This window comes from Streptomyces sp. NPDC017448, assembly GCF_044330565.1.
GTDB lineage: Bacteria > Actinomycetota > Actinomycetes > Streptomycetales > Streptomycetaceae > Streptomyces.
The window spans coordinates 47,438-70,198 of sequence record NZ_JBIRLM010000006.1 but is presented as its reverse complement, the minus strand read 5'-3'; the positions used below and the strand labels follow the sequence as shown (position 1 = coordinate 70,198).

Here is a 22,761-nt window from a genome sequence, read left to right as displayed (position 1 = left end):
CGGGACCGGCCGCGTCACTCGGACGGGGCGGCGAACGTGGGGGCGAGCGCCGTGCGCAGCCGGTCGGCGAACTCCGCTCCCCGACCGTCGAACAGCGGGTACTCACCGGCGAAGTGGTGCCATTCGACGTGGGCCAGCGCCGTGTCCAGGTCCTCGCCCACCACCCGCGTACGCCCGTACTCCGGCCACTCCCCGCTCAGCCGGAACACCTCCTGGAGCAGTGCGGCCGGAAGCGGGTACCGCTCCGCGAGCAGGGTCGCGTCGTAGAGGTCCTTGCCCTGGGCGTACGCGTCGTTGATCAGCCACATCACCTTCCAGGCCAGGGACAGCGCCGGGGTGGCCGCGTACAGGACGCCGCCGGACGGCAGGACGATCCGTTCGGGCGGCTCGGGCAGCTGCTCACCGAAGACGAAGTCCAGCTGCACCCAGCCGCCCGGCGTCCCGGGAGCCTCCCAGGGCAGCATCATGCGGCGGCCCGGCACCCGTTCGTACGTCCAGATGTCCTCGCACACGGCCCCGGCGGCGTGGACGCGCACCCCGTCGACACCGTGCGCTGCCGTGGCCTCGGCCGCCTCCGCGACTCCGGCCAGCAGCGCGGAGGTGCGGTCCTCCTCCATCCGCCACGAGGCGGGGGCGACCACGAAGTCCAGGTCGCCGGGTTCGCGCGCCTCCTCGCCGAACCACAGGGCCATCAGCAGACTCCCCCGCATCACCAGCGTCTCGGCCCACGGGGACGCGGCCACGCCGTCCCGTACGGCGGCGAGCGCCGAGGCCCGGGCGGTCTGCCAGGTCCGGGTGGCGGCGGGGGAGGGGAAGACCGGATCGGAGGCGCGGTAGGCGTTCGGGAACTGCTTGAGCGCCGGGTCGAAAACGGTGCGCTGGACGGCCTCGTCGTCCAGCACCCGGAGCATCGTCCCTGGCACGGGGTCCGGGAAGCGGCGGCGCAGGTCCTTCCCGCCGCCCGCGGGAACCGGTGCGGCGAGGGGCACGGGCGCGCCGGCGGGCACGGACGCGGCGGCGGGCACGGGCGCGCCGGCGGGCACGATCGTGGGGAACGGCGGTCGGTCCTCGGTGGTCATGCTGCTCCCAGCCATCCTTCGTCCAGCTCCGGACCGCTGTCCAGGAGCACGTACTCCCGCTCCACGTCGACGACGTCGTACGCCGCCAGCTCCGCGAGGAGCGCGTCCAGCATCAGTGCCGCGCGCCGGTCGCCCGTACGGTGGCAGCGCTGGGTCACGAAGCGCTCCTCCCGGCCGTCCGCCCGCACGCGGCGCGCGTTCCACGAGACGTGCGCCCCGTGCCGTTCGGCCACCGCGGCGAGGCCGGACCGTCCTGCGCCCGCCGGATCGAGCAGCACCTTCACATGGTGCTCGAAGTGGCGTGCGCCGTGCGGGTGTCGTGGTCCCGGGGCGTCGGCGTCGTCCCGGGGGACCTCCGCCGCCCAGGGCGCGCACTCGACCTTCACGCGGGCGACGGCGAACCCGTCCCGGGCCAGGACGGCCCCGACCTCGCGGACGGCGGCCAGCTCGTCCTCGTAGGACGACCGGCTTCCGCGCAGCGTCAGCATCGGCTGGGAGGCGGTCCGGCCCCGCGCCAGCGCGATGTGGGTGAACTTCACGTCGGGCCGGAGGGCGGACCAGCGCTCCAGCCTGCGCAGTTCGTCGCCCTCGCACAACACGGTCAGATGGCTCTCGTACACCGGGACAGCATGCTGCAGCGGGCGTCGGACGGGCGCGCGGATTTACGGGACGGCCGCGGCCCCGGCCGGAGCCCGCCCCGGCCGCCCACCGGCGTACGGCACGTCCGGCGTCCGCGTTCCGGGGCCGGTGTCAGACCCCTGGGGAAGACTGTCCCGTACAGCCGCACCGCCCGGGCGGACCCACCGGCGCTCCCCGCCGGTACCACCGCACCGCACGCCGCGCCCACGGCGGTTCGGCGCACACCGCACTTCGGCACACCGCACTTCGGCACACCACAGACGGGACACGCCATGACCGACGCCGTGAAAGGCCCCGCCAGCTACTTCCCCTCCATCGAGAAGAAGTACGGCCGCCCGGTCTCCGAGTGGAAGGACCTCATCCGCTCCTCCGGGACGACGAAGCACATGGAGCTGGTCGCGTGGCTCAAGTCCGAGCACGGCCTGGGCCACGGGCACGCCAACGCCCTGGTCGCGCACACCCTCGCCGAGGACAGGACCCGCTGACGGACTCCCGCCGCCCGACCGCCTCACGCCCGCCGACCGCCTCACGCCCGACCGCCTCACGCCCGACCGCCTCACGCCCGACCGCCTCACGCCCGCCCGCCCGGGCCGCGCGCCGGCCCCGTCCGGAGTCGCCGGCGCGCGCCGATTGTCGCTGCTTCCCTCCAGGAATGTCCGCGATCGGTAACCGGGGGAGCCCTTTCGGAGCCGCGCATGTCTGGAGGGGTGCACGGCATCGACACAGACGGCACAAGGGGCGGGCGGACATGGCGAAGCACAAGGGACGGGCCTGGCACAGCAAGATGTTCGCCGCGGCGCTCGGCGTCACGGCGCTGGCCGCCGCCGCTTCGATGTGGACCGCCCAGGCCGACACCGCCCCGGGGCGCCCGCAGAGCGGGGCCTCCTCACCGGCCGCCGGGGAGCGGCGCGTGGAGAAGGTGGCGGCGGAGATCGCGCACGCCTCGGAGAGCGGCCCCCGGGGCGTCAACATCACCATCGACGACGGGCCGGACCCGGTCTGGACCCCGCAGGTGCTGCGCCTGTTGAAGGACGAGGGCGTCAAGGCCACGTTCTGCATGGTGGGCACGCAGGCCGCGGCACACCCGGACCTGGTCAAGAAGGTCGTGGCGGACGGCCACCGGCTGTGCAACCACACCGTCTCGCACGACACCGCCATGGACACCAAGTCCGAGGCGTACCAGTCCCAGCAGATCCTCGACGCCGAACGCATGATCACCAAGGCGTCCGGAGGCGTCCGGTCGCAGTACTACCGGGCTCCGGGCGGCGCGTTCACCCCGTACAGCCGTCACCTCGCCGCCTCGCACGGGATGCGCCCGCTGGGCTGGAACGTCGACACCAAGGACTTCCAGCACCCCGGCGCGGACACCATGGTCGCCACCGTCAAACGCGAGATCGCCAACGGGCCGACCGTTCTTTTCCACGACGCGGGCGGCGAGCGCTCCCAGACCCTGGCCGCGCTGCGCGAGGTCCTGCCCTGGCTGAAGGAGCAGGGGTACGTCTTCGGCTTCCCGGTGCGCTGAACGGACCGGCCGAGAGCGGGGGGAAGCCGCCGGCGGCCCACCCGTGGTGCTCCGGATGAGGCCGCCGAGCGGGAGCCGTCCCGTAACCCCGAGGAGGCCGTCGAGCGGGAGCCGCTCCGTAACCCCCTGGAAGGCCGCTGAGCAGCCCACCGGCCCTCGATCACCCGGCCCCCGGCTCCGCACCGGGGCCGCCCGCCAGTAGAGTGCGATGCTTGTTCGAATCGCGACGAGGTGGGGGCGGCTGGTGGGCGCACAACTGAGAGACACGGCCCAGGAGTTGGCGGCTGTGCTGTGGCGGGAGCACACCGTGTACCGGGAGCGGTCCGGTGGCGTGGTGATCCGGGGGGAGCACGTACGCCGGTGGATCAGCCTCGCCCCCTCGGGCGGCCGGGACGAGATCCTGGTCCGCGCGGGACGCATTCTGGACGGCGGCACCACCGCCCCCGCGCGCTCGGAGGCCGTGGTGCCCCTCTCCGCCGGTACGACCGTGCTCGCCGCGACCTGCAGGCGCCTGCTGGCCGATACGGCGGCCGACGCGCTGCGGGCCGCGTCGGGCGGGGAAGCGGCGGGCGGGAGCGAGCGGCGGCGGAAGCCCGGCACGTCCCGCACGCCCCGGAAGCGGAAGGGGAGGAACGCCCGGCGGAGACACACTGGGTTCAGCTCCTGGGTGATCCTCGTCTGCGTCGTGGGCCTGGTCGGCCTGTACGCCTACAGCGTCGCGCAGCACAGCTGAGCCAATCCGGTCCGAGTCGAGTCGATCCGAGCCGACCAGGGCTGAGCCGATCCGATCAGGGCTGAGCCGATCAGAGCTGAGCCGATCAGGGCCGCGCAGGGCCGAAAAAGCCGTCCTCGCCAGGCCGTTCACCTCTGGAGCAGCCACCTGCCCGCCCTCGCCACCGCCTTCTTCGTGCCCCCGCCCCCGCCCGGCCCGGCGGCCGGCCACGCACCAGTGCCCGGGCCCCGGCCCCGCCCGGACGCCGGCCCGGCGTACATCGCTCGGAGTACTCGTGTACTCCGACGGCGCAGCTCCGAACGACGCTTCCGGGACGATGCCCCCGCCCGGGGGCCGCGCCTACCGTCCAGCCCTATGACCAAAACGTTCTCACTGGCGGGCTTCGCCCTCGCCGCCCTCGCGTTCGCGATGTCCGACGCGGTCAACAGAGGGTACGACCCGTTGACCGAGACGGTCAGCAGGTACGTCAACCTGCCGTACGGCTGGCTGGTGACCGTCGGACTGCTGGCGGTCGCGGCCGGATCGGCGGCGCTGGCCGTCCGGGTGGGCGGCCGGGGGTGGGGCGGGCGGCTGCTCCACGTCTGGGCGGTCTGCGTCGTGGTCGCCGCCGTCCTTCCGGCTGATCCACCGGGCGCATGGGGCCGCCCCTCGCTCTCCGACAGCGTGCACGGAGTCGCGGCCTGGACGGGGTTCCTCGCGCTGGCGATCGCGATCGTCCGGCTGACCGCCGTGGGGCGGCGCGATCCGGCGTGGGCGTCGAAGGCGTCCGCGCTGACCGTGCTGGCGTGGGCGTCGTCGGTGGCGTTCGCCCTGTTCACCGTGGCGTTCGTGGACAAGGCGGCCCTCACCCACACGGCTCCCCTCGGTCTGGCCGAGCGGATCGTCATCGCCCTGGACCTGGCCTGGCTGGCGCTGGCCGCCACCGCGGCACCGCCCCGGCCTCCGGTACCGGGGGCGGCGAGCCGCGCGCTGACGGGGGACGCCCCGTGAACGCCGTTCCCCGGAGCAGGAGGAGGGCGCGGCTGGTGGACCCGGTCCTGGCGCTGTCGACCGCCGTGGGCGTCGGGGCGGGACCTGCCGCGATGGGCGCGCCCTTGTCGTGGCACGGCACGTTCGGCCCGGCGGTGGCCCTGGGCGGCCTGGTGCTGGCCCGCAGGCGCTTCCCCGTCCTCGTGCTCGTCCTGTCCGCGGCCGTGCTCGTCACCTGTCAGAGCGCCGGCCTGTACGAAGCAGGCGGGGTCTGGCCCCTGTCCGTCGCCCTGTTCACCGCCGCGCTCCGCCGCCCCGGCCCGGCCGCCGCCGTGGGCGCCCTCACCCTGGCGTGCTGCCTGGTCCTGCAAGGGCTGGACGCCTCCGAAGCCCTGGCCCGGGGCGGAGTCGAACTGCTCTGGCTGGCCCTCGTGTCGGCCGGGGCGAACTCCTGGCGGCAGTACGGCCGTTGGCGGGCGGAGCACCAGGCCAGGCTCCTGCAACGGGAACAGACCCGACTGGTCGAACAACGTCTGGCCATCTCCCGGGAGGTCCACGACGTGGTCGCCCACACCCTGGCCGTCGTCGGCGTCCACCTGAACGTCGCCGTCGAGTCCCTGGACGACGAGCCCGAGGAGGCGCGCGCCGCCCTGCGCACCGCGATCGCCGTCCGCAACCAGGCCATGAGCGACCTGAAGGCGTTCGTGGGCGGGCTCCGCGACGTACCGCGACTCGGCCTGGAGTCCGTCGTCGGCCTGGTCGAGCAGGCCGAGGCGGCCGGGTTGGACGTGCGCTACGACGCGGAGGGCGACCTCGACGCCGTTCCGGCGGCCCAGGCGCTCACCGCCTACCGCGTCGCCCAGGAGGCCGTGGTCAACACGCTGCGCCACTCCGACGCCGGACGCCTCACCCTCCGGGTGCGGGCCCGGCCGCAGGCGGTGGAGGTGACGGCCGTCGACGACGGAAGCCCCTCGGCGGGCTTCACGGAAGGACACGGGCTGACCGGGATGCGCGAGCGTGTGACGGCCCTCGGGGGGACGCTGCGCGTCGAGACCGACCGGGGCTTCTCCGTACGGGCCGTTCTGCCGCTGACGGACCCTGTGACAGGGTTGGCGCCATGACCGTCAGTGTGCTGCTCGCCGACGACCAGACGCTCGTACGCGCGGGGTTCCGCAGCCTGCTCGGCCGCGCCAAGGAGCTGGAGGTCGTCGGCGAGGCCGCGTCGGGGGAGGAGGCGGTGCGGCAGGCCGTCCTGCTGCGGCCGGACGTCGTGCTGATGGACATCAGGATGCCGGGCATGGACGGCATCGAGGCGACCCGCCGCGTCCTGGCCGAACAGTCGGCGACCAGGGTGATCGTCCTGACCACGTTCGACACCGACGACCACGTCTTCGAGGCGCTGCGGGCGGGCGCGAGCGGGTTCCTCACCAAGGAGGTCGAACCGGCCGAACTGCGGCGTGCGGTCCAGGTGGTGGCGGCGGGCGACTCTCTGCTCTCCCCGGGCGTCACCCGTCGCGTCATCGAGCGCTTCGCCCACCGTCCCCGGCCCTCCGCCACTCTGCACGCGCTGACCGCACGGGAGAACGAAGTGGTCAGGCTGGTGGCGGAGGGGCTGTCCAACGACGAGGTGGCCGCCGCGCTGGTGATCAGCCCGCTGACCGCGAAGACCCACGTCTCCCGGGCCATCACCAAGCTGGGCCTGCGCGACCGCGTACACCTGGTCATCACCGCCTACGAGCACGGCCTCGTCCGGCCCGCCCACGCCGACGGCCGACCGGGCCGGACGCCGTAGCGCAGCCCCTACGGCCTGCCGTCGAACCGCCGCCTGCCGGGCGACGACGGCGGGGCGACGACGGCGGGGCGACGACAGTCCCTGGAAACCGTTCGAGCCCACCGGGCCGGGGCCGGGGCCGGGGCCTTCTCCCCGGGGCTTCCTCCTCCCAGGGCTTTCTCCTCCCGGGGCGGTCGCCCTCCTCACGGCCGAGACCCGTACAACCAACCGGCCCTCTCGTCCGTCTTGTTCGGCAACGTCTGATCGACCTCGGTCGCCGAACAGGACTGAAAGACTTGATGAACCCAGCCAGACGCATGACCGCCACCGCCTTGGTTCTCGCCACGGCGGGCGGCGTGCTCCACGCCACCGCCGTACCCGCCTCCGCCGCGGTGAGCTGTGCCTCCCCCGTCTTCACACGGCAGTTCTTCGCCAACACGACGTTCTCGGGCAAGCCGAAGAAGACGGACTGCGACTCCGCGATCGCCCAGAACTGGGGCAAGGGGGCGCCCGCCTCCGGCCTGCCGTCCAACCACTTCGGCGTGCGCTGGTCGGTGACGCGCGACTTCGGCTCCGGCGGCCCCTTCACCTTCACGGCCTCCGCCCAGGACGGCATGCGGGTCTACCTCGACGGCGTCCGCAAGATCAACCTGTGGAAGAACGTCTCCTCCACCGTCAAGAAGACGGTCGACGTGACGATCCCCAAGGGCACGCACACCATCCGCTTCGACTTCGTCAACTGGACGGGCTCCGCGAACGTCGGGTTCGCCTACACGCCGCGCACCTCCGCCGCCCACGACAAGGTCAAGCCCCTCACCCCGACCGGCGCGGCCGTGTCGTACGACTCCACCACCGGTGCGGCCAAGCTCACCTGGACCAGGAACCGGGAGATGGACCTGGCGGCTTACCGGGTCTACCGGCGGCTGAAGGGCACGCCGTACGGAAGCAAGCCGCTCGCGACGACCACCGCCACGTCGTACACCGACAGCGCGCTGCCCAGGACGGGCGCGGTCTACTACTACGAGGTGCGGGCCGTCGACAAGGTGGGCCATGTCTCCGACGGCAGCTCCGACAAGCTCGTCACCACCGTCGACAGGACGCCGCCCGCCGTGCCCTTCGTCGAATGGGACGCCTGCCCGGCCGACCAGCCCTACGCGGCGCCGGAGCTGGTCACCACCGCGCAGAACGCCGCCGACATCGTCCGGTACGAGATGCAGCGGCTCGACGCCGTCACGAAGCGCTGGAGCACCGTCTACTCCGGTGCCAAGGGCGCGATCTGCGACACCGGCCACCGGGCCGACGGCAGCGAGGTCACCTACCGGGGGCGGGCACGGGACGCCGCCGGGAACTGGTCGGCGTACTCGGCCGCCAGGACGTTCACCACCCCCGACCTGACCCCGCCCGCCGCCGTCACGGGGCTCCGCGCCGAGTACCGGTCGGGCGTACCGCACCTGGCGTGGTCGCCCGTTGCCGACGCCGCCTCGTACCAGGTCCTCCAGTACGACCCCGCGACCGGCGGCTACATCGACGCCCGCCCCGCGGGAGCCCCCGGCGCCCGGACCGAGGTGGTGCCGCGCCAGTCGGCCGCCGTCGCCGACAGCTACCGGTACGCGGTGCGCTCCGTGGACGCCCAGGGCAACGCCGCCGCACCGGTGGAGACCACGCTGAACATGGCCGGCCGGCCGGAGGCGATCCCCGCGTTCAAGACCACCGCCCGCAGGCACGACGAGGGCGTGATGGTCGCGTGGAGCAGCGTCGACCCGTGGACCGTCGACGAACGCCCCCTCCCGACCTACAAGATCATCCGAACCGACACCGCGACCGGCGAGACCGCCGTCGTCGACCGGTGCAAGCCGTTCACCTCGGTGGACCAGCCGTTGACCGCCCCGGACACGTACTGGACCTGGGCGGACGACGACGCTCCGCTGTCCGCCCGCAAGCAGGTCAACGGCGGTTGCTGGGACGTCCAGGGCGCGTCGGAGACGACGTACGAGTACCGCGTCGTGACGATCGACCGGTACGGGAAGGCATCGCAGCCCGGCCCGCCCGCCACGGCGACCACGCCGGACACCCAGCGCCCCGCCCCGGTGGAGAACCTGGCCGCGGAACGCGTCCCGCTCGGCGTCCGGCTGACCTGGACGCCGCCCGCCGACGCGGACGTCCGCGGCTACCACGTATGGCAGGGCGTCGCCGACCCGGACAGCGGCGAGACGGTCTGGAAGGAGAACTGCTGGACCGGCAGCTCCCTGGCCGGCACCGAGATCCTCTGCCCGACGGTCGCCGACGGCGCCACCCACGTCTACAGGGTGGCGGCGACGGACGACCGCCTCCTGCACGACGACGACCCCCTCGACGTCCTCCACCCCGCCGAGGTCTCCGTGACCCTGCCCGACACCCGGCCGCCGGGCTGGACGGGGACCGACGTCCACCAGGGCCAGTACCCGCAGCTGTACGTCGGCTGCTCCGAGAGCTCCGGGCTCGGGGACTGCTCCCGGTTCGCGCGCTACCGCGTGGAGCGCTGGGATCCCGTCACGGCCGCCTACGTCACCCTGGCGGAGGGCGCGACGGAGGACGCGACGGGTGACGCCGCGTTCTTCCTGAACACCACGGTGCACGAGGACCGGCTCGGCCTGTACTACTACCGCGTCGTACGGCTCGACGCCTCGGGCGCCGAGGCCGTGACGCGGTCGACGGCGTACGGCATCTGGGACTCCTGGCTCTGACCGGACGCGGGAGGCGGGGCGAGACCGGAGAAGCCTTCGGCCCCGCCCCGCCTCAGGTCCCCGCCCCGCCTCAGGGCCTCGCGCCGCCCCAGGGCCCCGCGCGGGCCACGTCCCCCCGGCCGTGCCTTCCCGTTGGGCGGGGTGGATGGGCATGGTCTCTGGGAGCTGTACCTGACCGTCGTTGTTCCTCGAGCTCGGCATGGCTCCAGCGGTTCGCGGCGGCCTGTACGTCGATCAGGCCCCTGGCGAGTCCGCGGTCGGCCAGTGCGCGGACCTTGGTCCCAACGACATCCTCCAGGGACAGGACCAAGCCGTGCTCGGTATGTACGGGCGGCCGCCAGAGTGCTTCCTTGAGGATGTCGACCTCGCACTCATCACGGCTCGCGGGGTCGGTGACGATCAGGCGGGCGGAGAGAGGGTCTGTTTCCAGAGCACTGACCTGCCATCCGCGCTGTTCCAGGCCCGTTCACACGGAAGCGACAATGTCTTCCATATGATCGGGGTTCTCGGTCGCGACATCGAGGTCCTGGCTGAGCCGATCGACCAGGCCGTGTGCCTGGACCGCGTAGCCGCCGGTTAGCGCCAGAGGGTAAGAGCCGCCTACGGCGAGCACGTCTGCAAGCAGGCGGCGGTGAAGGTCGGTGAGGTTCACGCAGCGGCCCGGGCGCTGTGGGCGAGTTCGTCGAAGGAGTGTTCCCAGACTTCACGGACATCACGGCTGATCAGTGTGCGCAGTGTGGGCCACAAGCTGACGAGGAGGCCGCGATCGAGATACCGGACCAGATCGTCGTGCTGGCCCTCGGCCGGCACGATGCGGTAGTAGCCCATCCGCAGCCGGGGCTGATCGAGATCGAATCTGGTCAGTCCCGACCACGCCAGGTGAAGTGGCAGGCTCACCGTGCCGTGCTCTGGGCCGGCGAGCTCGGAGAGCGCTGCGGGCAGACGCCGGGCGAACTTGGCGCGGCGGGGATCGGAAAGGCTGGGCTGTGATGCCATACGTCGATTACCCAGGGAGAGGCCGCCGAAGCCGACTGCACGGTGACAAGCTGCCGCATACAAAGACGCCCCGGGCCGCTGGCCTGGGGCTCTTTCGTGGAGCGGATGACGAGAATCGAACACGCGCTCTGAGCTTGGGAATCAGCGGCCCTTAGGTCGGTGGAGTGGCTCTGGCCTGCGCTTTCGCTATGGGCGGGTGGATGGCTCCCTGTCTCCTGGAGCCGTATCTGACCGTTGTTGTCCGCTCTGCTGGGCACGGATGGGGCACGAGAACTGGCAGTGCGACGCGTGCTCCGGGCGGTCCGGCTCGTCAGAGGGGGATGATGCGGACCTGGTTGCCGCAGAGCTTGGTTATGTCATCGCCGTCGGACGTCAACAGGGCGACAGGTTTCGTCTGGCGGAGTGCGACCTCGGCGACCGTGGCGTCAATGGCGTACTTGTGCCCGTGCAGCCCGGCGCCTTTGAGTAGCTCCGCTGCCGCTTTCGCTGCCTGTTCGGTGACCGGCTCCACCTTGACGCGGGACAGGGTCCAATTCAGTCGCGGCATATTGGTACGGGAGTGGGTGACTTCCACGATGGCGTTGGCCCCGATCACCAGATCGGCGCCCATGTCGTGGAAGATCTGAAGCATCGCGAGGAGCTTGCGGTCCTGGGCGATCCAGGCTGAGAGCCCTTCGGAATCCAGGACGACGGTTTCGATGCGTTCGCTCACGCGGCATCCGCGCCCGTGGAGGTTTCGGCGGAGCCGAAGATCTTCGCGTGGGCCTCGGCGAGCTCCTCGTCGCTGAAGGGGCCGTGCTCCTCCTCGTGACGGCGGAGGTCGTCGCCCAAGAGCTGGTGCCGGATCTGGCGGGCTACGGCTTCGGCTACGTAGCCGGAGACGTTGTCCGTGATCTTGCGAAGCTCCGCTACCTGGTCGCTGGGCAGCGTGACGGTGATGCGAGTCGTCGAAGACATGCATCCAGCATACTGGAGTATGCACGTAACGCCTCTGCTTCTGCCTTCGCCGATGCAAGCCGGCCTATGGGCTCACCGGTCCCAGGGCGACACGGTTGGGGTTCAGAGCGGGGAGTGCCCCGGGAGCGTCCCACTCTGCGGAGACTCGTCTGATCGAGCCGGTCCGGCCGCGATCTACTGAACCCGGTCGTTGTCAGTGAGCTGTTTCCAACCTGACGGCGGTGTCCGTCGCTTGGGCGGCTCTGCAGCGCGATGAAGCTCCTGGTAGGAGGTGTCACGACCAAGATCCGCCGTGCCCCACCAGGAGCTTCGCGTGCTTGCCTACCCCTCGTCGATCGATCTGTCCGGTCGCACCCTGCGCTACCTGACCACGCGGCTCCATGCCCGGCAGCGAGAGATCGGGACCCGGTGGCGACGTCTGCCTGCCGGCCGTCAGGCCCTCCTCGCCCTCGCCCATCTGCGGTGCGGGGACACCTACGCGCGGCTCGCCACCGGGTTCGACATCGGCGTCGCGACCGTGTACCGATACATACGCGAGGTCATCGACGTCCTGGCCGCCCTCGCTCCGACCCTGACCGAGGCGATGAAGACCATACGGACCAAGGCGTTCGTGATCCTGGACGGCACCCTCCTGCCGATCGACCGGATCGCCGCCGACACCCCGTACTACTCCGGGAAACACAAACGCCACGGCATGAACGTCCAGGTCCTCACCGACCCGTTCGGACGACTGCTCTGGGCCTCACCCGCGCTGCCCGGCTCCCCCACGACCTGACCGCCGCGCGGCGCCACGGCATCATCGGTGCGCTCGCCGAGGCCGACGTCAAGTGCTGGGCGGACAAGGCTTACCAGGGTGCCGGGCGGCCCGTCCGGGTGCCGTTCAGGGACCTTCGGCGCAAACGCTGGAAGCGGCGACACAACCGCGCCCACGCCAAGATCCGCTGTCTCGGCGAACAGGCCATGGCCACCCTGAAGGGCTGGCGCCTCCTGCGGAAGCTCCGCTGCAGCACCAACCGGATCACTGACATCGTGAAGGCCGTCGTAGTCCTTCACCACGCCTCAACCTGAGGTTAGGAAGGACTCCATGAGTTTCGACATCTTCGTGTGCCGGTTCGAGAACAGTGAGCCAGCGACGCTGGACATGAGTGCCGCGCACGAGGTCCTCGACCCCCATGCGGTGGTGCGGGATCCCGAGACGGACTTCCTGCTGGTCGTTACGACGGAGGGGGACGAGGCGGGTGTGTACTTCAACAACCCGACCGGCATCACCTTCAACCGCTTCGGAGGGGACGGGATCATGGACCTCCTGGCCGCCCTGCTGCAACGGCTGGATGCCGTGCTCGTCGTCCCGGACGGGCCGACCATGATCCAGCGAGACGAAGACCGCGAGCTTCTGCCCACCTCCCTCAGGGACGGGCCCGTCGTCGTCGCCCGTACCGGCGCGGAGATCGACCGGGCGATCCGGGCTTCCTGAACGAACGGGCGAGGGGCCCGTCCCCGGTGTGTGTCACCAGGAACGGCTCCGTCGTCTCCACGCGGGCGCGGCCGTCGGCCAGTACGCCTCCGCCACAGCAGCCACGCCAAGATCCGCTGTATGGGCGAGCAGACCATGGCCGCCCTGAAGGGCTGGCGCCTCCTGCGAAAGCTCCGCTGCAGCACCAACCGGATCACCGACATCGTGAAGACCGTTCTCACCATCGCCATACCTCAACCCGAGGTTGGAAAAGGCTCTTTTTCAAACGCTTACCTAACGGCGGGCCGGAGGTTTTGGAAGATCTCCGGATGGTCCGGGCCGGGCGATCCTCCGAGCGGGCGCAACTGACCTATCAGCAGGCCGCCAGGGAGCATCAGCGCCGGCTCGCCGCCAACATCGAACCCGATGTACGCCAGGTCTAGACAACAAGAAAGGCCCCGGTCGCTGACCTGGGCCTTCTTCAAAGAGCGGGTGACGAGAATCGAACTCGCGCTCTGAGCTTGGGAATCAGCGGTGCTTGAGTCTCCGGAAAGGCTCTGACCTGCGCTTTCCTGCGAGGAAGCTGGGGTTGCTATGGTCTCTGGAGGCTGTACCTGACCGCTGTTGTCCGCTCTGCTGGGCACGGATGGGACACGGGGGCGGCGATGCAGCGGGCCCTGTCAGGCGGGGCGCTTGGGGGTGGGCCGACGCGTCAAAGTGGGATGATGCGGATCTGGTTGCGACAGAGGTTGGTCATGTCGTCGCTGTCGGGCGTCAGGGGGCGTCCCGATTCGGCTGGCGAGAGACCTCGGGGGACGTGCCGCCGATGGGTATGCATGTGCCTTGGGTTTCTGGCCATGCTTTCCAAGCGCGCTCTGTTCGCCCGCGGCTGGATCACCCCCTGCCGCGACGACCTGATCAACCGTGACCCGAGTCTCCTTGGGCGGTCAGAGAAGCACATGCGCGAGTCCCGGCTCTTTCCTTTCCTCCGGCGAGGCGTGAGTATGAGGGCATATGCGAGGAACACCGGTGACCGGAGCTTCGTCGGAGGGGACTTCGGACGGGGTTTGGCGGCCCTATATAGACCCTCCGCTGATTACTCCCTGGATGATCAGGCCGGGAGCCGGCGAGCCGGCGGACGAAGCGCGGCTGCGTCGATATCTCCTTGCTCTCGTCGAGCGGCGAACCACTCCCGTCCACGTCGCGGTCGCCTTTAACGCCGTGTACTTCGGCTTCGACACGGACGCCGCAGGATACGCGGGCGGGCCACTGGACATCGGTGACTTCCCCTCGGTCGCCCTCGGCGACGAGATGGCGGCGTTACCGGTCGGCGCGATGATCAACGTACGGACCGGCGGCGATCTGTTGCCTGCGGAGATCGTCTACAAGGAGGGCGCCCACGAGGCACTCGGCGTCGAGGGCGATATACCGGGCTGGTTGTCGGGTGCCCCCGCCGGTGCACAAGGGCCGGACCAGTTCGACGGGACGAAGGACACCTCGCTTCGCGAGCGACTGGTCTTCGACGCCGACGCGTTCGGGCCCGGGCTGGCTGCTTCCGGTGCACGCCTGAACAGGCTGATCCGCCGCGGCACTATCGACGCGCACGGGTCCTTGGTCGTCAACAGTCTGTACGAACGTTCCGGCGACGGACCGCCTGAGAGCGACCTCGACGATACGTCGTATTACCTGCGTTATCTCATGACGCGAGGCAGGGAGCAGTTGGACAGCTCCCTCGCTCCCATGCCACTGCCCTTGATGCTGCGTCCCGGCGCCACTTCGCAGGACAGGGAGGCGGGACTGCGGAACCTTGTGAACGTGGTCCGGCGTGCTCTCGCGTCGCTGCCCGGGATTCGCCTGTGGGGGGAGTACGCCTTCACCCGCGCCGCGATGGCGGACCGCCTCGCCGACGGCGGACCACTGGGACGTGACGCCTTGGAGACACTCGCTCGGTCCGTGGCCCGCGGCGCGGCGCCGATCGTCAGCCGAGGGACAGCGGTGCGGAGACGGCCGGTCTACACCGCTGTCGGGCCCGCACTGTGTTCTCTGCCCGAGGCCGCGAGGCTGATGCGGGGCACGGGGTACCCCTCGGCCGTCCTCCACGCCAACGTCGTACTGATGGACCACGTACGGCGTGAGGCCGACGAGAAGACGGGCCTGCTGCCCACCGGCGTCCGGGTCGCCCTCGACGACCGCTGGCAGGGTGGCGGAGTGTGGCGGGCCGAGCACGTGGGGGACGGTCCGGCGTCGGACGTGCTCCGGGGGGCCTCGGAGGAGCCGACCGGGCGGGGTTGGGCGGAATGCCGGGAAGGCCAGGCTCCGAGGGCGCCCGTGGTGGAGCCGGAGCCCGGAGACTCGGACCCAGGGATGCCGTGGCCGGACGAGCCCGATCTCGGGGGACCTGTTCTGGTTCACGAGGGGCCGGGCCGGCTGGAGTGGCAGCAGCCCCTGCGCGCCCGACAACTGGAGGGCGGCTACCTGCCGATGCCTCCGGCTGTGACGACCGGGCAGGGCGCCGCGCAACGGCCCGGCCGCGCACCACGCGACGGATCGGGCCTGCTACCGAGTCCGGATCCGAGCCCGGACGTCGTCTTCCGCCTGGAGCACGACGGTCAGCCGTCCTCCGTACAGCGTGTCCGGATGGACGAGGAGGGATGGCTCGTCGGACTGTACTGGCCGTCCACCTGCTTCCCCGGCATCCTGCTCGACCTCGCCTGGCAGCGCGGCAGCCGGACCGTGGAGGCGCGGACGACCGCGCTGATCCGGCCGAGGACCGTCGACGGGGAGTCGATCGAGTACCGGTACGACCAGCGGGTGCGCACGAGGGACGGCGCGCGGCAGCGGCCACCGGATGACACACCCCTCGGACGGGCCCGGTGGCTGGTCATGACGGCGGTACGGAGGTTTGGCCTGCTGGATGTCGTCGGCCGGGCCATGCTGGCCCGTGAACTGCTGGCCCCGGCCCTGCTTCTGGTCATGACCGATGTCCCGGAGGACCCCACGGCCGAGCTGGTGGACGCGGCGGTAGTCGAACTGCTTGCCGCCGGGGCGCTGACCTGCCTGCCAGGCAGCCAGGGCGACGACGGGCGGCCGCACCACCCGACACGAATCGGCGAGCGCTTCGTCGAACTGCTCTGCTACACACCACAGGTGGTGGAGGACCGCCCCCGAGGTCACGGGGATACGGGGGACGGTGCTTCGCAGGTCCGTGCGAAGGCCGTACATCATGTTCCGGGATCTTTACGCTACATAGGCCATTTGGGGTACGAAGCGAGCCCGGAACAGCGACGCTTGTTCCGACAGGACTTTCTGAAGTTCGGCCTCGTCGGCAGCCCTGAGCTGCCCCCCGGCTACACCTACGTACGGCCGCATCAACGGGGCTGCTGAACGGCCGCTCTCACCCCAACAGTTCGCAGGAGTTCGTGTGACATCACCCCGTCATGGAATGCACTTGTGCAGAGAGTCGGACGTGCCGTTCTCCGTGGCAGGGGAGGCGTCGGACACGCCGGCTCTCACCGACGCCCTGGAAGCGCTGGCCCAGGCGCTCCGTGCCCTGCCGTCGCCGGTCGGTGCGGCCATTGAACAGCTTCAACAGGCTGACGTGGAACACGCGTTGAACTCCACCCCGATGCAGTGGCGACGCCACATCCTCGGCGCGCTGCGGATTCCGGTGGCGGGCACCCGCGTGAGCCCGGCCCTGTGCCGTGATGTGCTCACGCGGATGAGACGGGACCCGGTCTCTGACAAGTCACGGCATGCGGCCAGTCACTTGACCCAGCCACTCCTGAACGACCTTCTGATGGCCGCTGATTCGGGTGAACCGCTCACCCGGAGCTGGAGTCCGGTCCTGCTCCGGTTGGCCGGGTGGGTGCATCTGCGGGTCAGCGAGGAGGACGGGGCGCTGTGGCTCTGGGCCCTTGAACAGCCCTGGATGACAGACGGTTTGCCGCCCAAATCGATCGCGGCGGTGCGTGAGGCCGCCCGAGGCGTGGCGGAACTCGCCCCGGCGCCGCAGCCTCCAGGAGCAGAGAACGAATCCACCGGCTCCGGCACGGAACCGGTTGTGACGGCGGCCCCACAGGAGCCCGCGGACCATGACGGGAGCGTGGGGCTCCGGCCCGACGCCGCCGCGCTCACCGTAGCCGTCGAGCGGGTGGAACGGGCGCTGGCGGCGGCCCGCGAGCCGGTCCTGCGGCTTGCCGACTCGGTGTCCGCGCAGAGTCGTCCGGCCGACGCTGACCTCGTCTCGCTCCACGAGCTCACGGCGGCGTTCGATGACGCGCTGGCTGGATTCAGGACCTTCGGCGCAGAGCCTGCGCCCGACCTCGGCAGCCTGCGCGAACGCGCGGTGTCGGTGGGCGAGACCCTCGCTTCCGAAGCACTGCGCACCCGGCTTGCCGACGTGGACGGGCTGCGCCGTGCGCCAGGGTCCGCCTCTGCCCTGTCCGCCACCGTCTCCGAAGCCCGGGAGGCCGCCCGTGCGCTGCTGGCCCGAGCCGATTGGTCCCAGCAGGACAGCTCGGATGCCGAGGCCCTCGGGATTCTCCTGAGGATGGTGGAACTTGCCCATAGCGGCGAGGAACGCTCGGCCGAGATCCTCGGGCTTCTCCAGGAGATGTCCGCGAAGGCCCCCGCGTTCCTCGTACTGGCAGCGCAGTGCGGGGATCTGACTCTCGGGCCCGCCCCGGACGCCGATCTCGCCTCCTCCCCCGGAACAGACACGGAGCCAGCCCAGGACACGACCGCGGACGGGACGGCAGGAGCGGTGTCGGAGCCTGCCGCGGGAAGGGGAACGGGAGTGGATTCCGAGCCCGGCGAAGCAGCCCACGCCGATGCCGTACGGGCTCACGGCGACCTCGACACCTCCGGCCCGCACCCGCACGGGAGCCCCCGTACGACGGAGCCTGGTCCGCCGAGGCCCGGGGCCCCCGCAGACCGTGGCGTCGCATCCGGACCGCGCCGGGACCCCGCCCCGGGGGAGGGCCGGCAGCCCGCCGAGCTCCCGGCACAGCCCGAAGCGCCGTCCCGCTCCACCGAAGCGGCGGACGGTTCGCTGCTCACTGCCGCACGGCACCGGCCCCCGTCCCCTGTCCCCGCTTCCGCGCAGCCCCCCGCTTCGAGCGCCCACCTGCCGCAGCAGCGCCCGCATCCGGCCGGGAAGACGGACCCAGCGCTCGGGTCGGGTGAGTCCCCGGAGGCCGTCCTCGCCCCCTTGGTGGCCGAACACCGCTACGGGGCTGCCGCAGCGCTGGCCGAGCAGAACGCCGAACCCGTATGTCGTTCCGCCGCCCTGCGGATCTCCGCGTACGCCCTCGCGCTGCGTTCCTCCAGCGGAGAGTGCGCCTCACGGGTACGAGCCGAACTGGCCGGGATCGACGTCGACGCCCTCGTCCGAAGCCGCCCCGACGCGGCTCTCGTCACGGCCGCTCTGCTGCGGGTCGTACTCGTGACCGGGGACGCGGAGACCAGCGCCCCGCTCCAGCAGGTGGCCGCCGTACTGCCGCCGAGCCTCGTGTCCGTGGCCGACGAGGTCTCCCGGTGCGCGCTTCAGTCCATGCTGCTGCATTCCCCGCCGCTCGCCCTGGCGCGCGGCACGGCCGAACTGGAACGCTCCCTCCAGGAGGCCCGTGATGAATGCCAACAGGGCTTGGATCAACTGCCCCGCATCCGGTTCAACCGGGCCACCGAAATCACCCGGCTCTGGCTCGCGCCCTCTGGACTCATCGGCAGCCTGCTCCAGCGGGCCGCCGACGACGACAGGGACGGCCTGGACGAGGTCGCGGACGGCGTGCGGAAGCTGGCCAACGGGTCTGCCCTCCAGGACGAACTCAACGAGGTCGACCGCAGGCTGATGAGATCCAGCAGGAGCCGACTGGAAGGCCCCGCCAGGCAGAATCTGCTTCGGCTGATGAACGACCGACTGCGCTCGGTCGACAAGTGGGTCGTCGCGGCTCGCGCGCTCGACGTCGGAGCGAACGACTGGAGCGTCGACCAGGTCCAGGCGATGCGCGCGGCCGTGCTGGCTCTGCGCGACCACGTGTTGGACGACCTGTCGGCGCAGTCGCTCGCTGATGACGCCTACACCCAGGCCGCCATGCGAGCGGCAGCGGATTCGCTGCGGCTCACCTTCGATCTGCTGTCGGGCGACACTCGGCTCGATCCCGCCGAGTATCCGGCGGAAGTCGTTCTGGGCAGGGACCTCTTGAAGCTTCCCGGCGTGCGGGTGGAAGAGGCGACGGGGCGCGTGATTCCACCTGAACTGACCGCTGAGAGAATCATGGAGAGCGCCCGACGGTCGTGGCTGGACGTCATCGACAGCCATCGGGCGGCCGAACGGTTCGACCTCGCGGCTCATCTCCTGGGTCTCTCAGAGATGCGCCTCCTGCCGCCTGGCCCGAACGGCCACGAAGAGCTGACCGACGAGAGCGTGCACCTCGCGGTAGGGGAGGCGGCACGGCACACGGCGGCGGCTCTGGAAGGCAAGCGGCGGGTACTGGAAGACTCGCTGCGCCGCACGCGCGTCAACGGCGTCTTCAAGGAAGAGGAGGAGCGCGACTTCGAACACCGCCTTCAGGCACCCGAGTTGACCACCAAATCCGACCTCGCCTCCGCACGGCAGCGGCTCAACGGATTGTCGGAGGAGCTCGAACGCGCCCATGCGACGGCCACGGCCAAGCTGCGGGCGCGGCTCATGGAGATCCCCGGCCTGAAGGCCGAGGACTTCGCACGGGTGACTCCTCTTCTCGACGACGGCGATCTGCTGACCGCCGAGGAGCTGATCTCCCACCTGTCCAACGGCGAGAGCATCCCCGACACGCGCTACGGGGACCACCCGCTGAACGCCTTCTTCCCCTCGGTGCCCGATGCCCTGCCCCAGGGCATCACCGAGGAACTCATTCGGGCGGTGCGGAATCGGCAGCGCTTCCAGAACCTTGACGCACTGGACTTTTCCGCCATGTCCCAGGAGTTCACCGATCAGGCGGCCAACGGCCTCGCGGGATGGCGAGAGATGGCCTCACGACGGGGCGCCAGGAGGACGGAGGGCCTGAGTGAGGAGAACCTGCTGATGCCGGCGCTCCGTCTCATCGGTTACCGAAGTCTGCGCAAACCGCAACGTGACCGCCAGCGCAGCACGACCCCCGAACACCGGTTTCTGGACCTCCAGGAGGTCCGTTACACGGGAGAAGCCCTGGTGCCGTCCTTCGGGTCCGCCCTGCGCGGCAGGCTGCGGGTCATGCTGGCGTGGGGCCAGCCGACTCCGGAGGCGCTGATGGCCCGTGTGCAGCAGGACCCCAGCCAGGAGAGCCTGCTCGTCGCGTACTTCGGCACCCTTTCCGCGCACGCCCGGACATTGCTGGCAGCGCTCAGTGTCGGCCGTCGGCCCATGGTGGTGCTGGACGACGCGGCCCTCGCCTATCTCGCCGCCCGGGGGAATCAGTTGCTCGACCCGGCGATGCGGGTGTTGCTGCCGTTCTCGGCCGTGAATCCGTACGTCAGTGAGAAGCGCGGCCGGGTGGCCGAGGAAATGTTCTTCGGACGCCTGGAAGAACTCGGCTCCGTACAGAACCCGGTGGGCAACCAGGTGGTGTTCGGGGGCCGTGGGCTCGGCAAGTCGGCGCTGCTGAAGGAAGCGGGCCGGAAGTTCACCGCCCAGGCGCCCACGGCTCACATCAGCATGGCTCTCAGCCTGGACTCCACCTACAACGGCACCAGTGCCCAGTCCTCGGCCGTGTGGAATCTCATCGGGCGCAGGCTGCTGGAGGAGGACGCCCTTCCACTGCCCAAGCGTGTACGGGCCGACGCCACCCTCACCTACGACAACGTGCTGACCGGCATCAGGACCTGGCTGAAGGCCGACAGCAGCCGACGGATGCTCATCATGCTGGACGAGGCAGACGGATTCTTCGAGTCGGACTCGCCGAGGTTCACCGAGACCAGGCGGCTGCGTGATCTCAGTTCCGAGACCAACGACGGTGTCAAGATCGTCTTTGCCGGGCTCCACTCGGTGCAGCGATACGCCACCCTCGCGGCGAACAATCCGTTCAGCCACCTCTCGCAGCACCCGACGGTCATCGGCCCGCTCCAGCCCCAGGACGCGGCGAACCTGCTGCTCAAACCGCTGGCCGCCCTGGGATACCAGTTCCTGGAGCCGCAGTTGGTGCACCGCATCCTAGGCCACTGTTCGTACCAGCCGTTCCTGCTCCAGATGTTCGCGCACCGGCTGGTGCAGACCATGCACGCCAAGAGGCGGGAGGCGAAGTCGGGGCCGCTGCACTTCATCGCCCGCGACGACGTCGAACGCGTACAGTCCGACAAGGACCTCCAGCGGAGCATCACCGCAGCCTTCCATGACACCCTGCGGCTCGATTCCCGGTACAACATGATCGCCAACGTGGTGGCGCACCACGCTCATCACCACGGGATCGACGCCCGGATGACCCACGCCGAACTGCGCGACGAGTGCACCTATTGGTGGGCGGAGGGTTTCAGGGACCTGGACCCGGACCAGTTCCGCGCCTACCTCACGGAGATGGAGGGCCTCGGCGTCCTCGCCCCCGACCCGGACCACCGGGGCTGGCATCTGCGGAGCGCCAACGCCCTCAGCATGATCGGGACGTTGGAGGACGTGGACGCGCAGTTGGAGAACACTTCCAGTCGGCAGGTCACCGAGCGGCTGACAGCCCTGGAGACACGGCACAAGTCCGCGAAGTCGCACTCCCACTGTCCGCTGACCGCCGCACAGATCGCGGACATCCTGCCAGGCAGGCAGGTCTCCGGTTCGGAACCGGGACGCCGGAACCTGGCTCGGGTCGTACTCGGCTCTCCCGCCACCGGCGTGAACCGGGTCACCACCGCGCTGCGCGAGATCGCTGAGACCACCGGCTGGAAAATGCCGCATGTGGCCCGAAGGGCCGACTTCGAGCGTGAGCTCGTCGGCGGCGAGCCGGGGATGAGCAGGCTCGTGGTCTCCGACCTGACCGTCAAGTCCCCCGGCGAACAGTCCTGCCTCATCTCCCCGGAGCTGGCGACCACCCGACTGCCGGACGGCCCGGGGGTCACTCGATCCGCCGTGGTCGTGGCAGGTCTGGAGCAGCTCACCCTGTGGGCCTCGTTGCTGTCGGACGACCAGACGTCCGGCGTGGGAGTCGTCCCACTGCGGCGCTTCACCCGACACGGGCTGCGCACCTGGTCCCTCGACCAGAACTCCTTCACGTCGGAGGCGGCGCTGCAGCGGGTGGCGGAGACCACGGGCGGCTGGCCGCTGCTCGTCGACCAACTCTCCGAACAGGTATCCCGCGGCGACTCGGAGGGCGCTGCCCTGAAGTCCGTCCGCGGTCGGCTGGAGAGTATCGAGGGCGCGGCCGACTTCCTGGCCCAGGTGGGTCTCGTACCGGAGACGTTCCGATGGTCGGCGTTCACCGCTGTGCTGGAGTTCATGACAGAGCAGGGCCTGCCGTTCGAGGACCTGGAAGCAGCCCTCGGCGCCGCCGGCCTGGCCCCTGAGCCGGAAGCCACCGACGCCATCCGGATCCTTCGCGCCCTCCAGGTCTTCGACGTGGACGCGACCGGTCTGCACAGCCCTGAACCGGTGCTGCTCTCCTGTTGGTCGAGGGTTACTAACTCCTAATCAGGTCTACACGACGATAAGGTCCCAGGCCGACGACCTGGGACCTCACATGAGAGCGGCTGACGAAAATCAAACTGGCGTTCTAAACTTGGGGATCGACGCGATTCCAGCTAGTTGCACAGCTGTGGCTAGCAATTGACGGCGTCACCTCGGAGGCGCCATGGTGACCCCGCGGGCTCAATTCTCGGCTCATGCCCGTCTTGTCTACCGACTGCTGGCGGGTGTTGATGGCGGCATCGCCGAGGGGACCGAAGGCAGGAGCCCGGGCCCAACCAGAGCCGGGTGCCTTGATGG

At 70.5% G+C, this 22,761-nt stretch carries 15 protein-coding genes and 3 pseudogenes; 12 read left to right on the top strand and 6 right to left on the bottom strand.

Going from position 1 to position 22,761, the window contains the following annotated elements:
- Nucleotides 1-14: 14 nt before the first annotated feature.
- Together ACH4K1_RS12595 and ACH4K1_RS12590 are read right to left on the bottom strand one after the other, a co-directional pair.
- Entirely contained in the window at nt 15-1,079 is a 1,065-nt protein-coding gene (locus tag ACH4K1_RS12595; RefSeq protein WP_398088956.1) for a nucleotidyl transferase AbiEii/AbiGii toxin family protein, read from the bottom strand.
- A complete protein-coding gene (locus ACH4K1_RS12590) occupies nt 1,076-1,684 on the bottom strand; it encodes a hypothetical protein (protein ID WP_398089264.1) in 609 nt (202 codons plus the stop codon). Before ACH4K1_RS12590 ends, ACH4K1_RS12595 begins: the two co-directional genes overlap by 4 nt.
- Nucleotides 1,685-1,990: 306 nt before the next feature.
- On the opposite strand from ACH4K1_RS12590, the gene ACH4K1_RS12585 reads away from it, so the two are divergent.
- The 7 genes from ACH4K1_RS12585 (at nt 1,991) to ACH4K1_RS12555 (ending at nt 9,436) form a co-directional block, all read left to right on the top strand.
- Entirely contained in the window at nt 1,991-2,203 is a 213-nt protein-coding gene (locus ACH4K1_RS12585) for a DUF4287 domain-containing protein (protein ID WP_398088954.1), read from the top strand.
- Nucleotides 2,204-2,466: 263 nt separating this feature from the next.
- A complete protein-coding gene (locus tag ACH4K1_RS12580; protein ID WP_398088952.1) occupies nt 2,467-3,240 on the top strand; it encodes a polysaccharide deacetylase family protein in 774 nt (257 codons plus the stop codon).
- A 286-nt stretch (nt 3,241-3,526) separates the two neighbouring features.
- Entirely contained in the window at nt 3,527-3,973 is a 447-nt protein-coding gene (locus ACH4K1_RS12575; protein ID WP_398089262.1) for a hypothetical protein, read from the top strand.
- 354 nt (nt 3,974-4,327) lie between these two features.
- Nucleotides 4,328-4,963 carry a DUF998 domain-containing protein gene (locus ACH4K1_RS12570; protein ID WP_398088951.1) on the top strand — a complete coding sequence of 212 codons (636 nt, stop codon included), beginning with the start codon at nt 4,328-4,330 and terminating at the stop codon, nt 4,961-4,963.
- Complete coding sequence (locus ACH4K1_RS12565; protein WP_398088949.1) at nt 4,960-6,063, top strand: sensor histidine kinase; 1,104 nt, start codon at nt 4,960-4,962, stop codon at nt 6,061-6,063. The genes ACH4K1_RS12570 and ACH4K1_RS12565 overlap by 4 nt, the downstream gene beginning before the upstream one ends.
- Nucleotides 6,060-6,734 carry a response regulator gene (locus ACH4K1_RS12560; RefSeq protein WP_398088947.1) on the top strand — a complete coding sequence of 225 codons (675 nt, stop codon included), beginning with the start codon at nt 6,060-6,062 and terminating at the stop codon, nt 6,732-6,734. Before ACH4K1_RS12565 ends, ACH4K1_RS12560 begins: the two co-directional genes overlap by 4 nt.
- Before the next feature lie 278 nt (nt 6,735-7,012).
- Complete coding sequence (locus ACH4K1_RS12555; protein WP_398088946.1) at nt 7,013-9,436, top strand: PA14 domain-containing protein; 2,424 nt, start codon at nt 7,013-7,015, stop codon at nt 9,434-9,436.
- A 175-nt stretch (nt 9,437-9,611) separates the two neighbouring features.
- Here the strand turns inward: ACH4K1_RS12555 and ACH4K1_RS12550 are convergent.
- The 4 genes and pseudogenes from ACH4K1_RS12550 to ACH4K1_RS12535 form a co-directional block, all read right to left on the bottom strand.
- Nucleotides 9,612-10,088 (bottom strand): annotated as a pseudogene (locus ACH4K1_RS12550) (nucleotidyl transferase AbiEii/AbiGii toxin family protein); the annotation flags it as partial.
- Nucleotides 10,085-10,432 carry a transcriptional regulator gene (locus ACH4K1_RS12545; protein WP_398088944.1) on the bottom strand — a complete coding sequence of 116 codons (348 nt, stop codon included), beginning with the start codon at nt 10,430-10,432 and terminating at the stop codon, nt 10,085-10,087. The pseudogene ACH4K1_RS12550 and the gene ACH4K1_RS12545, both read right to left, overlap by 4 nt.
- 310 nt (nt 10,433-10,742) lie before the next feature.
- On the bottom strand, nt 10,743-11,144 hold the full coding sequence (locus ACH4K1_RS12540) for a DNA-binding protein (protein ID WP_398088942.1): 402 nt from the start codon (nt 11,142-11,144) through the stop codon (nt 10,743-10,745).
- A complete protein-coding gene (locus ACH4K1_RS12535) occupies nt 11,141-11,389 on the bottom strand; it encodes a hypothetical protein (RefSeq protein ID WP_398088941.1) in 249 nt (82 codons plus the stop codon). Before ACH4K1_RS12535 ends, ACH4K1_RS12540 begins: the two co-directional genes overlap by 4 nt.
- 313 nt (nt 11,390-11,702) lie before the next feature.
- Between ACH4K1_RS12535 and ACH4K1_RS12530 the strand changes: the two are divergent.
- From ACH4K1_RS12530 to ACH4K1_RS12510, 5 genes and pseudogenes are all read left to right on the top strand, one after another.
- Nucleotides 11,703-12,457, top strand: a pseudogene (locus ACH4K1_RS12530) (transposase family protein).
- Nucleotides 12,458-12,473: 16 nt separating this feature from the next.
- On the top strand, nt 12,474-12,863 hold the full coding sequence (locus ACH4K1_RS12525; RefSeq protein ID WP_398088940.1) for a hypothetical protein: 390 nt from the start codon (nt 12,474-12,476) through the stop codon (nt 12,861-12,863).
- A gap of 99 nt (nt 12,864-12,962) precedes the next feature.
- Nucleotides 12,963-13,088: pseudogene (locus tag ACH4K1_RS12520) on the top strand (IS5/IS1182 family transposase); the annotation flags it as partial.
- 783 nt (nt 13,089-13,871) lie between these two features.
- Nucleotides 13,872-16,226, top strand: a complete 2,355-nt coding sequence (locus ACH4K1_RS12515) for a hypothetical protein (protein WP_398088938.1) — start codon at nt 13,872-13,874, stop codon at nt 16,224-16,226.
- A 412-nt stretch (nt 16,227-16,638) separates the two neighbouring features.
- The gene (locus ACH4K1_RS12510; RefSeq protein ID WP_398088937.1) at nt 16,639-22,467 is read left to right on the top strand and encodes a hypothetical protein; all 5,829 of its coding nucleotides are present in this window, start codon (nt 16,639-16,641) and stop codon (nt 22,465-22,467) included.
- Nucleotides 22,468-22,761 lie beyond the last annotated feature (294 nt).

Coding starts and splice junctions, on each gene's coding strand:
- ACH4K1_RS12560 (WP_398088947.1), top strand. CDS start 6,060: ATGACCGTCAGTGTGCTGCTCGCCGACGACCAGACGCTCGTACGCGCG.
- ACH4K1_RS12525 (WP_398088940.1), top strand. CDS start 12,474: ATGAGTTTCGACATCTTCGTGTGCCGGTTCGAGAACAGTGAGCCAGCG.
- ACH4K1_RS12580 (WP_398088952.1), top strand. CDS start 2,467: ATGGCGAAGCACAAGGGACGGGCCTGGCACAGCAAGATGTTCGCCGCG.
- ACH4K1_RS12585 (WP_398088954.1), top strand. CDS start 1,991: ATGACCGACGCCGTGAAAGGCCCCGCCAGCTACTTCCCCTCCATCGAG.
- ACH4K1_RS12510 (WP_398088937.1), top strand. CDS start 16,639: ATGGCCGCTGATTCGGGTGAACCGCTCACCCGGAGCTGGAGTCCGGTC.
- ACH4K1_RS12595 (WP_398088956.1), bottom strand. CDS start 1,079: ATGACCACCGAGGACCGACCGCCGTTCCCCACGATCGTGCCCGCCGGC.
- ACH4K1_RS12570 (WP_398088951.1), top strand. CDS start 4,328: ATGACCAAAACGTTCTCACTGGCGGGCTTCGCCCTCGCCGCCCTCGCG.
- ACH4K1_RS12545 (WP_398088944.1), bottom strand. CDS start 10,432: ATGGCATCACAGCCCAGCCTTTCCGATCCCCGCCGCGCCAAGTTCGCC.
- ACH4K1_RS12535 (WP_398088941.1), bottom strand. CDS start 11,389: ATGTCTTCGACGACTCGCATCACCGTCACGCTGCCCAGCGACCAGGTA.
- ACH4K1_RS12555 (WP_398088946.1), top strand. CDS start 7,013: ATGAACCCAGCCAGACGCATGACCGCCACCGCCTTGGTTCTCGCCACG.